The sequence below is a fragment of the Faecalibacterium butyricigenerans genome (genome assembly GCF_020687345.1).
GTDB classification, from domain to species: domain Bacteria; phylum Bacillota; class Clostridia; order Oscillospirales; family Ruminococcaceae; genus Faecalibacterium; species Faecalibacterium butyricigenerans.
In genome coordinates this window covers 95,609-108,021 of the sequence record NZ_JAJEQL010000004.1, presented here as the reverse complement: position 1 = coordinate 108,021, position 12,413 = coordinate 95,609, and the positions used below count along the sequence as shown (strand labels likewise).

General features: G+C 61.9%; 9 protein-coding genes. 4 read left to right on the top strand and 5 right to left on the bottom strand.

The genetic code is table 11. From position 1 onward, the window contains the following. The first annotated feature begins 81 nt into the window (after window positions 1–81). Window positions 82–633, top strand: a complete 552-nt coding sequence (locus LKD23_RS02935; RefSeq protein WP_227620278.1) for a hypothetical protein — start codon at window positions 82–84, stop codon at window positions 631–633. An 87-nt stretch (window positions 634–720) separates the two neighbouring features. Here LKD23_RS02935 and LKD23_RS02930 read toward each other — a convergent pair whose 3' ends face one another. Then, window positions 721–1,602: an aldose 1-epimerase family protein gene (locus LKD23_RS02930; RefSeq protein ID WP_227620277.1), complete on the bottom strand. Its 882-nt coding sequence runs from the start codon at window positions 1,600–1,602 to the stop codon at window positions 721–723. Between the two features lie 148 nt (window positions 1,603–1,750). Here LKD23_RS02930 and LKD23_RS02925 point away from each other — a divergent pair, with 148 nt between their 5' ends. Both LKD23_RS02925 and LKD23_RS02920 read left to right on the top strand, forming a co-directional pair. Next, window positions 1,751–4,369, top strand: a complete 2,619-nt coding sequence (locus tag LKD23_RS02925; protein WP_227620276.1) for a peptidoglycan-binding protein — start codon at window positions 1,751–1,753, stop codon at window positions 4,367–4,369. A 3-nt stretch (window positions 4,370–4,372) separates the two neighbouring features. Next, entirely contained in the window at window positions 4,373–5,065 is a 693-nt protein-coding gene (locus LKD23_RS02920) for a peptidoglycan-binding domain-containing protein (RefSeq protein ID WP_227620275.1), read from the top strand. A 111-nt stretch (window positions 5,066–5,176) separates the two neighbouring features. On the opposite strand, the gene LKD23_RS02915 is transcribed toward LKD23_RS02920, so the two are convergent. The 4 genes from LKD23_RS02915 to LKD23_RS02900 form a co-directional block, all read right to left on the bottom strand. After that, window positions 5,177–5,902 carry an NAD-dependent protein deacylase gene (locus LKD23_RS02915; RefSeq protein ID WP_227620274.1) on the bottom strand — a complete coding sequence of 242 codons (726 nt, stop codon included), beginning with the start codon at window positions 5,900–5,902 and terminating at the stop codon, window positions 5,177–5,179. Between the two features lie 76 nt (window positions 5,903–5,978). Further along, the gene (locus LKD23_RS02910; RefSeq protein ID WP_227620273.1) at window positions 5,979–6,878 is read right to left on the bottom strand and encodes an NAD(P)H-hydrate dehydratase; all 900 of its coding nucleotides are present in this window, start codon (window positions 6,876–6,878) and stop codon (window positions 5,979–5,981) included. A gap of 2 nt (window positions 6,879–6,880) precedes the next feature. Beyond that, a complete protein-coding gene (locus LKD23_RS02905; RefSeq protein WP_227620272.1) occupies window positions 6,881–9,499 on the bottom strand; it encodes a translation factor GTPase family protein in 2,619 nt (872 codons plus the stop codon). An 11-nt stretch (window positions 9,500–9,510) separates the two neighbouring features. Then, a complete protein-coding gene (locus tag LKD23_RS02900) occupies window positions 9,511–9,930 on the bottom strand; it encodes a hypothetical protein (protein WP_227620271.1) in 420 nt (139 codons plus the stop codon). A 353-nt stretch (window positions 9,931–10,283) separates the two neighbouring features. Here LKD23_RS02900 and LKD23_RS02895 point away from each other — a divergent pair, with 353 nt between their 5' ends. Continuing rightward, a complete protein-coding gene (locus tag LKD23_RS02895) occupies window positions 10,284–12,311 on the top strand; it encodes a peptide ABC transporter substrate-binding protein (RefSeq protein ID WP_227620270.1) in 2,028 nt (675 codons plus the stop codon). The last annotated feature ends 102 nt before the right edge of the window (window positions 12,312–12,413 follow it).

Here is a 12,413-nt window from a genome sequence, read left to right as displayed (position 1 = left end):
ATGATAAGATAATGTTAGACAGATGAGCAACTGTCCTTTGCGGCCATGAACATCCATCTATTACTTACAGGAGGAATCATCATGAAGCACTGGAAACGCATTCTATCCGCGCTCCTTATCAGCGCATTCGCTCTCACACTTTTTACAGGATGTGACAAAAAAGTAAAGCTGGAGGATGAACTGTTCAACCAGATGGCTGACTACGGCGAGACCATTGGGTTAAAGGTCGAAAAAGAAAAAGATAACAGCATTGCTGAGACCGCCTTTCATTTCCTCAGCAGTCGCTGCACAGGCAAGCTGGATAAGAACTTCTTTGGTAAAACCAAAAACTGGAAGTGGACTCCGACCGAGAACGGAAAAGAGTTTTTGGCCCTTCTTCCAGATCAGGAGACCTCTCGGTATCGCATCAGTTGGACGTTACTTCCTTCTGACCCCAAGAGCCAGTATTATAAAGATCCTCAAGTCATTGCCGCTGCTGTCATGCAGGACGCTTTTATTGAGGGCACAAACAGTTACGAAACCTTCAACTCTTCGCTTACCTTTGAAGATACGATTCATGTCAGCATAGCTCAGGGCAAAATCGGAGGATATACATATTGTCTTGTTATCCAGCGCCGCTCTTCTGTCAACTGAGTTTTTATTCTAGCGACACACTCTGACCTCATATAAGCAAGTCGTCCCCGCAGCGAAAAATGCTGCGGGGACGGCTTTTATTTTACTTTACCGCTCAAATGTCGTGCTAAGGGTCGTGCTCCACTCCCCGCCGGGGGCGAGGCAGGCCGCAGCGGCCCGCTGGCTCCACTCCTGCGGGTCGTCCACCGAGGCGGGCAGAGAGTTCCACGGCTCGATGCAGACGAAGCGCAGCGGCTTCGACAGGGCCGACCAGATGAGGGTATAGGGGAAGCCGGCCACATCGCAGACGATGCTGCGGCCGGTGTCCTTCTCGTAGATGCCCAGCGTCTTGGTGCGCAGGCCTGCCATGCAGAAGCTGTCGTTGTCGAAGAGGTCGTTGGTCAGCGGGATTGCCTGCTGGTTCTTCCACTGGTAGTAGCATTTGCCCGTCAGCAATCCGCCCCCGCTGGCGTCGAGGATGACCGGGCTTTCGGGCTGGTCGAAACGGAACTCATAGTCCTCGACGGTGTGCTCTGCATCGAAGGGCACACAAAAGGCCGGATGGTAGCCGATGCCGAACCGCAGCTCCTCGCTGCCGGGGTTCGAGACGGTGAGGGTGTGGTGAAGGGTCTTGCCGTCCAGCCGGAAGGTACTGGTGAGGACGAAGTCGAAGGGGAACCGCTCTGCCTTCATGGTCTCGTCCGGACGCAGCTCGAGCCGGATGGTATCGCCCTCGGCCTTTCGCAGGGTGTGCTCCACATCCCGCGCGAAGCCGTGCTGCCCGCCCTTATAGGTCTTTCCGCCGTGGGTGAAGCTGCCGTCCTTGAGCTTGCCCGTCCACGGGAAGAGGATGGGCGCGTGGCGCTTCCAGACTGCCGGGTCTGCCTGCCAGAGCAGCTCTTCTCCCGCTGCGTTCTTCAGGCTGACGGCCTCGGCACCATGGGTGTCCACCGTAAGGGTCAGATATTCGTTGTGAATGGTCGCCTGCATTTGTCTGCACTCTCCTTTTTCAGTGTGTTTTTGCTGCTTCCAGTATACTCCCCCTGCCCCGAAAAGCCAAGAGGATTCACCCATTCTCTCCCAGCGGAATAGGCTGTACCGAGCCTTGTTCTGATTTTACGCAAAGGAGAGTTTTTATATGGCTACCGGAATCCTGCGCATCCAAGCTTTTGCAGCCCGCCAGTCCAGCCCCATCGAGGGCGTGACCGTTAATGTCAGCGGCGACGGCTTCACCGCCACCCGCCTCACCGACGCCGAGGGCAATGCCGCCGACGTCACCCTCACCACACCCGCCTGCGCCCTCTCGCTGGACGAGAATAACACCACGCAGGCCCCCTACGCGGTCTGCAGCCTTGTGGCCTCCAAACCCGGCTACCGCACCGTCCGCATTCAGGGCGTGCAGGTCTTTCCCGGGCAGGTGACGCTGGCTCAGCCCGAAATGATCCCCGACACGGAAGAGATTCGGGACCCCCTCAACGCCCCCATTATCATCCCGCCCCACAGCCTCTTCACCGGCAACGGCGGCAGCGGCCCGACCCCCGCCCTCGCCTGTGTGCCGAGGGTGCTGGACCGGGTCATCATCCCCAAGAACATCACCGTCCACCTCGGCCGCCCCGCCGCATCGGCCCAGAACGTCACCGTCTCCTTCCGCAGGTATATCGCCAATGTGGCGTCCAGCGAGGTGTATCCTACCTGGCCTGAGCAGGCCCTCCGCGCCAATATCCACTGCCAGATCTCGCTGGCCCTCAACCGCATCTACACCGAGTGGTATCCCAGCAAGGGCTACACCTTCAACATCACCAACTCCACCAGCTACGACCAGTACTATGTGCACGGCCGGACCGTGTTCGACGTCATGGTGCGGCTGACAGACGACATCTTCAACACCTATATCCGCAAGACCGGCACCGTCAACCCCTACTACGCCGAGTACTGCGACGGCAAGAGCGTCACCTGCCCCGGCCTCAAACAGTGGGGCACCGTCACGCTGGCCAATCAGGGCCGGAACGCCCTCAGCATCCTCAAATATTACTACGGGAACAACATCGAGATCGTCCGCACGAACAACATCCAGTCCATCCCCCGGAGCTACCCCGGAAGCCCCCTGCGGCAGGGCAGCACCGGCAGCGCGGTGTTCACCTTACAGCGCCAGCTCAACCGCATCACGAAGGATTATCCCTTCCTCGGGCTTCTGACGGTAGACGGCATCTTCGGCAGCCGGATGACCGCGACGGTCAAAAAGTTCCAGAAGCAGTTCGGCCTCACCGCCGACGGCGTGGTGGGCCGCAGCACATGGTACAAGATCAGCTACATCTACGTCTCGGTCAAGGACCTCGCCGAGCTGACCAGCGAGGGAGAGACGTCCAACGGCACCCTCTCCAACGGCACATGGGACCCCGGCAGCGCGCCCCTCAAGGTGGGTTCGACCGGCCGGGAGGTGGAGCAGCTGCAGTTCTGGCTGAGCACGCTGGCCCAGTACGAGAGCCGCATCCCCTCCGTCACGGTGGACGGCATCTTCGGCAGTGGCACTGCGGCGGCGGTGCGGGCGTTCCAGCGGCGCTACGGCCTGACTGCGGACGGCATCGTGGGGCGGGCTACATGGACCGAGCTGTACGACCAGTTCCGCAGCATCCAGTCCGACAACGGCACCCCCAACGCCTACCCCGGCACTGCCCTGCGCCAAGGCAGCAGCGGCCAGAACGTCCGGCTGGTGCAGTTCTGGCTCAAGATCGCGCGGACAGTCTACCAGAGCCTCAGCAATGTGACGGTGGACGGCATCTTTGGCCCGGCCACGACGGCAGCAGTGCGGCGGTTCCAGACCTACTTCGGCCTCGCCAGTGACGGCGTCGTGGGCCGCACGACGTGGAACAAGCTCTACGAGGTCTACAACGACATCGCCAACCGCCTGCTCTCGTCCAGCCTGCGGCCCGGCGAATATCCGGGCCTGCTGCGCAGCGGCTCCACCGGCACAGCGGTGCGGGAGCTGCAGTTCTACCTCTATCTCATGAGCGCCTACCAGAGCAGCATCCCCTCCGTCTCCATCGATGGCCGTTTCGGCGCGGCCACCGAGGCCGCTGTCCGGGCCTACCAGCGGTTCGCCGGGCTGACGGTGGACGGCATCGTGGGCCGGAAAACATGGGATTCGCTCTACAGAAAAGCCTCGGCTCTCCGCTCCTCCGGGCCTGTGGTCACCCTCAAGCGCCTGCCCTATCCCGGCACGCCGCTGACCATCGGCAGCGACAGCAGCGCCGTGCTCTACTACACCCTGCTTTTGCAGCGCATCGCCTACTATTATGACAGCGTGGCATCCCCCGCGCTTTCCAGCCAATACACGCAGGAAACGGCAGACGCCACCGCCAGTGCACAGGAGCTTCTGGGCCTGCCCGCCACCGTCACAGCCGACGCCGAGACGTGGACGGCGGTGGAGGCTCTGAGCTTACAGCTGGCGGCCTTTACGCCCAACCCTGACCGGCATCCCGAGCAGGGGCCGGACTATCCGGGCCGGGCCATGAAGGAAGGCAGCGTGGGGCCTGACGTCAGCCTCATCGAGGGCTGGGTCAACGACCGCTCCCAGCTCTACTGCGAGGAGGACTACGTCACCGACAATGCCTCCTTCGGCCCGGAGGACACCGCCGCCGTGAAAGAAACGCAGCAGCGGGCGGGCCTTGAGACGAACGGCGTCGTAGACCGGCCCACTTGGGCCGCGCTCCGCGCCCAGAGCCACACTGCCTGCGACAGCTGCACCGAGGAGGGATGAGAGATGGCACGCTTACTGGTCTATGATGCTTACGAGAACAAGGTCTACACCTATTCCAGCCTGAACGAAAACGACCCCATGCCCTACAGCACCGGCACGACCCTGACCGTCCGGGAGTTCCGGGGCAGGTCCAACAGTCCGGTGCTTTGGACGACCATTGCGGCCATGGAGGCATGGAACCTGACCCGCCGCAAGTACGGCAGAGGCATCCCGGTGGGGTACGCCTTCCGCCGCATCTGGGAGGGCGGCCACGGCACCCGCAGCCAGCACTACGCAGGCGTGTCCTTCGATGTGGGGCAGCGCCTCAGCCAGACCCAGCGCACCGCCATCTACAGAGCCGCCCGCTCCACCGGGGCGTGGGGCTACGTTGAGCCGCTGAGCCAGACCCCCACATGGGTGCACATCGACCGGCGCTACGGCACCCCCGCCTGCAGCGGCACCACGGCGGGCTACCCCACCCTCCGCAGGGGGAGCCGGGGCTGCTACGTCATGATCCTTCAGGATGCCCTCTCGACGCTGGGCTACCAGACCGGCAGCCGCATCGACGGCATCTTCGGCAGCCGGACGGAGGAGGCCCTCCGGGGCTATCAGCGCCGCACCAGCCTCCGCGTGGACGGCGTCTGCGGCTGCAACAGCTGGAAAAAGATCTCCACCGCCGTGCTGGGCGTGGGACGGACCAGAACGACCATTGATTGATTTTCATATATAGGAGCAGAAAACAAAAAGACTGCTGCAAAAGTACGACCTCTCCGGCACAGCGAAGCCGTGACGGAGAGGTTGCTTGCAGCAGTTTCTTATTTTTATGGTTCAATCCTCCAGCACCACATCCTCGCTGAGCACCTGCCCGATGGGCTTTGCGATGCACAGGTCGGCTTCGGCGTCTGCGCCCGTAGGCTGCATATTGATGACCACGAGGTGGTCGCCCCGGAAATAGCGGATGAGGCCCGCCGCCGGGTAGACCACAAGGCTGGTGCCGCCGATGATGAGGGTGTCGGCATGACGGATGGCCGAGACAGCCCCGGACAGCACCTGCTCGTCGAGGCCCTCTTCATAAAGGACCACGTCCGGCTTGACGATGCCGCCGCACTTGGGGCAGCGGGGCACACCGGTGCTGTTGGCGATGAAGTCCACGCCGTAGAACGCGCCGCAGTCCACGCAGTAGTTGCGCAGCGTGCTGCCGTGCAGCTCGTATACCTTCTGTGACCCTGCGGCCTGATGGAGGCCGTCGATGTTCTGGGTGATGACGGCCTTCAGCTTTCCCTCCCGCTCGAGCTTGGCCAGACGGAGGTGGGCCGCGTTGGGCTTTGCGCCCCGGACGATGAGCTTATCGCGGTAGAAGCGGTAAAACTCCTCGGGGTGCGTTTCCCAGAAGGTGTGGCTCAGGATGGTCTCGGGCGGGTAGTCGTATTTCTGATGGTAGAGGCCGTCCACGCTGCGGAAATCCGGGATGCCGCTCTCGGTGGACACACCTGCACCGCCAAAAAAGACGATGTTCTGGCTCTGCGAAATGATTTTTTCTAACTTTTCAACCATATTCAACACCTCTTTTGTATTATTTGCCGGAAAACAGCTTAAATTTTTGTATATTCTGCGCGTTATTCTCCACGTTTCAACGGTCATTCTCCGCAAACATCCGCCCCAGCTGGGGAAAAATGTCCTGCGGAAGCATCCCATACTCGCCCCTCCGGGCAGCAGCCCGGTCGGCGGCGGCACCGTGGAGCCAGACCGCGCAGGCGGCGGCATCGTAGGCAGGCAGGCCGCAGGCCAGCAGAGCCGACGTCATACCGGCCAGCACATCGCCGCTGCCGCCCCGGGCGAGGCCCGGGTTGCCGGTTGGGTTGACGCAGACCCGCTCATCCGGCCCGGCGACCACGGTCCGCGCTCCCTTCAGCACCACGACCGCGTTCCATTGGGCGGCATACCGCCGGGCGATGCCCTCCCGGTCAGCTTGGACCGCCTCCACCGAAAGCCCGGTCAGCCGGGACATCTCGCCCGGGTGGGGCGTCAGGATCAGCTCTTTGGCCGGGCGGGGCAGCTCCTCGCCCCCATTCATGAGGCTGGCGGCGGCGTTCAGGCCGTCGGCATCCAGCACCGCACTGCCCGAAAAACCGGTGAGCAGCTTCTTCACCAGCGTCCGCGTCTCGGCGGCGCGGGCGCTGCTCTGGGCCAGATACCCCAGCCCCGGCCCGATGAGAAGGACGGTGGCCTTCTGCCGGAGGATGCGGGGGATGCTCTGGGGCGAGATGCCCCCCTCTGCCCCCGGCTCACAGGGGCAGAGGCAGCATTCCGGCAGGCGGGCCGCTACCGCCGCCATCACCGGCTCGACGCTGGCCAGTGTGACGATGCCCGCGCCGGTGCGCAGGGCACCCTCCACGGTCAGCGCCGCAGCGCCCCGGTAGCAGGCACTGCCCGCCACCGCCAGCACCGCCCCGAAGCTGCCCTTGTTGCTCTCGCGGCCCCGCTTCGGGATGCGGGACCAGACAAATTCAGCGGTGATGTCCGGTGTCATGCTCACGCCTCCCCCTGAATGCAGCGCTTGATCTCTTTTTCCACGTCCTGCACCTCTTGGTGAAACATCCGGGCCGAGACGCGGAGCGCGCCGTGGCCCAGAATGATGACCTGTTCCATGCCGTCGGAGGTCGCCACCCGCACCCGGCGGTTCCTGCCGATCTCATGGGTGACGCGCTCGATGAACATATCCGCCGTCTCGGCCTCTTTCGTATAGACGACATGGATGTTGTGATACTCCTCGATGCTGCCGGGGCTGCCCGGTACGCGGTAGGCGTCAAAGACGAGGATGAGGACGCACTTCTTGAAGCCCTGATAGTTGCAAAGAATGTCCATCAGCCGGTGGCGGGCGGCGTCGAGGCTCTCTTTGGCGAGTTCATTCAGCTCGTCCCACGCGAAGATGATGTTGTAGCCATCCACCAGCAGGTATTCCGGTGCGATCTCCCACTGTTCGGCGGCAAAATCGGGCCGCTCCTTCTTCTGCACCGGGCGGAACGCCGCCAGCGGGTCTCGCTTGATGGGGCCATAGGTGCGTTCGAAGATCTTCAGCAGCTCGGCGTCCTCTTCCAGCGTGGCACGGTACGCGGCCATCCGGCGGGGCCGGGCGGCGCTCTCTTCTGCCGTCGGGGCGGTGTGGCCCCAGCCGCTGTCCACGTGCATATGGCTGCGCACCTGTTCCCACGGCACGACGAAGCCCGCGCCGTGGGAGCAGAAGACCGAATCGGCAGGGTTGTCCAAGTCGTGCTCCGGCTCATAGCCCGCCGCCGCGATGACCTCCGCCGCATTGTGGCAGGGGCGGTAGCCGTCCAGCGTCAGGCTCAGATGTCCCCGGCCCCGGCTGTAGCTCACCACCTCCATCGGGTAGCTGCGCATGGCTGCCACCGGCGCAAAGCCGGTGAGAGCGGCCGTCTGGCCGTCGGGGGCGGTCTCGGGCGGGTCGAAACTGCCCTCCATCCGCTGGATGTCGCTCATGGCCCGGCCAATATTCTCCGCAGGCACTTCCAAGCGGAAGGAATACCACGGCTCAAGGAGCTGAGTCTTTTTGATCTGGTCTGCCATCATCAGACCCTGCCGCACGGCGCGGTAGGTGGCCTGACGGAAGTCACCGCCCTCAGTGTGCTTGAGGTGGGCGCGGCCGGCGATGAGGGTGATCTTCATGTCCGTCAGCGGTGCGCCCATGAGGACGCCGACGTGCTGCTTTTCTTCCAGATGCGTCAGCACGAGGCGCTGCCAGTTCTTGTCCAGCTCCTCTTCCCGGCAGTCGGCGGCGAACTGCATCCCGCTGCCCCGGGGCAGCGGCTCCAGCTTCAGGTGGACCTCGGCGTAGTGGCGCAGCGGCTCATAATGGCCCACGCCCTCGATGGCCTCCGTTATCGTTTCCTTATATAGTATGCCGCCGGAGTCGAATTCCACGTCCAGCCCATACCGCTCCGCCAACAGGCTTTTCAGTACCTCGAGCTGGATCTCGCCCATGAGCTGGACGTGGATCTCGCCCAGCGTCTCGTTCCAGACGACGTGGAGCTGCGGCTCTTCCTCTTCCAGACGGTGGAGCCTGCCCAGCGCGGCATGGACGTCCGCGCCCTCGGGCAGGCAGACCCGGTAGCTCAGCACCGGTTCCAGCACCGGGAGGTCGCTGTCCCGCTCGGCGCCGAGTCCGGTGCCGGGGCGGGCCTTGGTCAGGCCGGTGACGGCGCAGACCTGTCCCGGCCCGACGGCCTCTGCCAGCGTATACTTTGCACCCGAATAGAGCCGCAGCTGGTTGGCCTTTTCGGCCCAAGGCTCTCCGTCCGCTTCGCCGGTGAGCTGGGCCTTGACCTTCAGCTCCCCGCCCGTGACCCGCAGCCACGTCAGCCGCTCGCCCCGCTCGTCCTGCGAGACCTTGAACACCCGGGCACCAAAGGCTTCCAGCGCCGGGGCGGCACGGGTGTATCTGTCAAGCCCCTCCAGCAGCTCATCCACGCCCTGCAATCCGCCCGCGTTCTCCCGCTGAAGGGCCACGCCGAACCAGCAGGGAAAGACGTGCCGCCGGGCGATGGCGGGGATGATGTCCTCCGCCGTCAGGCCGCCTGCGTCCAGCATCGTCTCCATCAGGCGCTCGTCGCAGAGGGCCAGTGCCTCATCCCGTTCGGCCTGCGGGGCACCGAAGTCCACGAAGCCCTCGCCCAGACGGCGGGAAAGCTGCCCCAGAAGGGCTTCTTTCCCCGGGCCGGGCAGGTCCATCTTGTTGAGAAAAACGAAGGTGGGGATATGATACCGCCGCAGCAGACGCCAGAGGGTCTCGGTGTGGCTCTGGACGCCGTCGGTGCCGCTGACGACCAGCACCGCGTAGTCCAGCACCTGCAGCGTCCGCTCTGTCTCGGTGGAAAAATCCACATGGCCGGGGGTGTCCAGTAGGGTGATGCCGGTGCGGCCCGTCTTCAGCAGGGCCTGCTTGGAAAAGATCGTGATGCCACGCGCTTTTTCCAGCGTGTCGGTGTCGAGGAAGGCATCCTTGTTGTCCACCCGGCCCAGCCTGCGGATGCTGCCTGCACGGTAGAGCATTGCTTCGGAGAGAGTGGTCTTGCCGGAGTCCACATGGGCGAGGATGCCCACCACCAGCTGTTTTTCGCTTTTTTCTGCCATGTCTTCCGCCCTCACACTGCGCCTGCGATGAGGCTGATGATGAGCAGCGCTGCGCCCAAGATCAAATTCGAAAGCATACTGCAATAGATGCGTTCCTCCGGCTCCAACTCCTCGAAGGAGACGATGCGCTCGTCCGCAAAGTCCACGATGGACTTGGTGGCGTGGAGCTTCTTCTTTTTGCCCATGTCCTTGAACTCCTCGCCCAGATGGTGGACGGTCACGCCGTCCAGACGGAGGTAGTTCACCCACGCCCACGCCAGCAGCACGACGCCCAGCAGCAGGGCCGGGGCCTGCCACATCGTGAATCTGCCGTCGCTGACGTAGCGGTCCCACAACAGCATCAGGACGGCCACGACCGACACCCGGGTGACGGATTTATACAGAACGGGGCGGAACATATATTTTTGATACATCGAGATCAGCTTTTTCATCCAAGGACGCTCCTTTTATAGAAGTAACATTCTTTTTTATTGTAGCATGATTTTGTGAAAAAAGATAGCCGCTTTGCGTTTTCCAACTTTTGTTGTATCCATCTTTCGTCCCGCGAAAGTACGACTTCTTTTCATTCTTTACCGTTTTTTTGCCGTCATTTTTCAGAAAAAAGCATCCGTTACTATTTTGTTTTTATTTTAGGGCTGTATGTCATTGACTTCTTTTGCCCACAATGTTAGAATACGAAAGGTGCGGCCCCGGGCGCTTTGTGCGTTTTGGCACCCGGAGCGCGCCGTTTTTTGCATTTAGGATAGGAAAAAAGGAAAACAATATCTCGGAGGAGCGTATCTCAATGAACATCGATTTTGAGTCCCGCAACATCACCCGCCGCAGCTTCCTGAAGGGCGCCGGCGTCGTGGGTGCCGCCGGCCTGCTGTCCGCCTGCGGCGGCAGCAAGTCCAACAACTCCGGCAGCACGGCTGCTTCCGGCGTGGAGGCCCCCAACTCCACCGGTGCCACCCCCCTCAAGGAGTACATCTCCTGGGAGTCTGCCAACCGTGAGATCGAGAGCTGGAACCTGCTGTACAGCCAGACCCTCAGCGACGCCAACGTCGTCACCAACCTGTGGGACGGCCTGATGAGCTTCGACTGCTACGGCAAGCTGGTGCCTGCCATCGCCACCAGCTGGGAGGCCAACGAGGACTCCACCGTCTGGACCTTCCACCTGCGCGACGACGTGGACTGGGTGGACTGCAACGGCGAGGTGAAGGAGCACATCACCGCCACCGATTTTCTGGTCGGTCTGGAGTGGGTGCTGAACGCCTCCAAGAACGAGGCCAACAACACCTCCATGCCCACCCTGTACATCGTGGGCGCTGAGGAGTACTACGAGAAGACCAAGGATATGGGCGCTGCCGCCGCCGACCTGCACTATCAGGATATGCTGGACGCAGGCGTGGGCATCGAGGCTCCCGACGACTACACTCTGGTGTTCACCTGCAAGGACCCCTGCCCCTACTTTGACACCGTGGCCTCCTACACCAGCTTCTACCCCGCCTCTCAGGCGCTGATCGACGAGCTGGGCATCGAGACCTTCCGCGGCTGCGACAACACCAATATGTGGTACTGCGGCCCCTATATCGTCGAGGAGTATATCCAGGGCAACACCAAGAGCTATATCCCCAACCCCCACTACTACGATGCTGCCAATGTCAGCCGCTTCGAGCGTCTGACCGTGACCATGATCTCCGATCAGGCCATCGCATTCCAGCTCTACCAGAACCGCGAGCTGGACGAGATCGACCTGAACGAGAGCACCATCACCACCATTACCTCCGACCCCAACAACGAATACAACAGCCAGCTCTGTGAGAAGCGCGCCCGCCCCTCTGCCTACGCCATGCACTTCAACTACCAGAAGAACAACGCCGACGGCACCCCCGACGTGAACTGGAACAAGGCCATCGCCAACACCGCTTTCCGTCAGTGCTTCTACCGCGGCCTGAACCTGAAGGCATGGTTCTCCCGCTACAACAAGATCAACCCCCTGAAGTGCGAGAACGACTACTACACCATGAAGGGCCTGTGCTACAACACGCAGGGCGCTGAGTACACCACTCTGGTGGCCAAGGAGATGGGCTTCGACACCGAGAAGTACGATGGCGAGACCATGATCCGCCTGCGTGCCAACGGCGGCGACATCTCTGCCCTGAAGAAGCAGGCCATGGAGGAGCTGAGCGCCATCGGCGTCACCTTCCCCGTCAAGGCCACCTACTTCATCATCGCCAGCAGCACCTCTGCACTGGACAACGCCACCATCCTGAAGCAGTGCTTCTCCGACAGCTTCGGCGACGACTTCATCAAGCTGGACGTCCAGACCTACGTTTCCAGCCTGACGCAGGAGGTCCGCACTCCTCAGCTCCAGAGCTTTGTCATCAACGGCTGGAGCGCCGACTTCGGCGACCCCGTCAACTTCCTCGGTCAGGAGACCCTCCACGACGACAACGCTTTCTACTCACACTACTACTCCAACATCGCCCGGGTGGCTGAGGCTCCTGCCGACTACCAGAAGGATCTGATGGACGCTTTCGAGCAGTACACCGATCTGGTCAATGCCGCCAACGCCATCGTCAACGACACCGACGCCCGCTACGAGGCCTTCGCCAAGGCTGAGGCCTATATGCTGGAGAACGTGCTGGTCAGCCCCACCTATTATGACATCGCATGGTCCCTGACCCACGCCAACGAGTACAGCAAGATCAACGCCATGTACGGCGGCTGCAACTACAAGGCCGTCAACTGGGAGACCAGCGAAGAGGCCTACACCACCGTCCAGTACGAGCAGTTCGCCAAGGCATTCGATCAGGCTTCTCAGGGCTGATCCGGCGCGAAAAGTCATACAATTCCAGCTTACGCATGAAACATTTTCATTTTCATATGTCTGCTGAGTCAATAAGATTCAATCCGTACCAGCGTGGTTTTT

What these genes read in the sequence shown, in the direction of transcription:
- LKD23_RS02935 (WP_227620278.1), top strand. Translation starts at nt 82, where the DNA reads ATGAAGCACTGGAAACGCATTCTATCCGCGCTCCTTATCAGCGCATTC.
- LKD23_RS02920 (WP_227620275.1), top strand. Translation starts at nt 4,373, where the DNA reads ATGGCACGCTTACTGGTCTATGATGCTTACGAGAACAAGGTCTACACC.
- LKD23_RS02895 (WP_227620270.1), top strand. Translation starts at nt 10,284, where the DNA reads ATGAACATCGATTTTGAGTCCCGCAACATCACCCGCCGCAGCTTCCTG.
- LKD23_RS02925 (WP_227620276.1), top strand. Translation starts at nt 1,751, where the DNA reads ATGGCTACCGGAATCCTGCGCATCCAAGCTTTTGCAGCCCGCCAGTCC.
- LKD23_RS02915 (WP_227620274.1), bottom strand. Translation starts at nt 5,902, where the DNA reads ATGGTTGAAAAGTTAGAAAAAATCATTTCGCAGAGCCAGAACATCGTC.
- LKD23_RS02905 (WP_227620272.1), bottom strand. Translation starts at nt 9,499, where the DNA reads ATGGCAGAAAAAAGCGAAAAACAGCTGGTGGTGGGCATCCTCGCCCAT.
- LKD23_RS02900 (WP_227620271.1), bottom strand. Translation starts at nt 9,930, where the DNA reads ATGAAAAAGCTGATCTCGATGTATCAAAAATATATGTTCCGCCCCGTT.
- LKD23_RS02910 (WP_227620273.1), bottom strand. Translation starts at nt 6,878, where the DNA reads ATGACACCGGACATCACCGCTGAATTTGTCTGGTCCCGCATCCCGAAG.
- LKD23_RS02930 (WP_227620277.1), bottom strand. Translation starts at nt 1,602, where the DNA reads ATGCAGGCGACCATTCACAACGAATATCTGACCCTTACGGTGGACACC.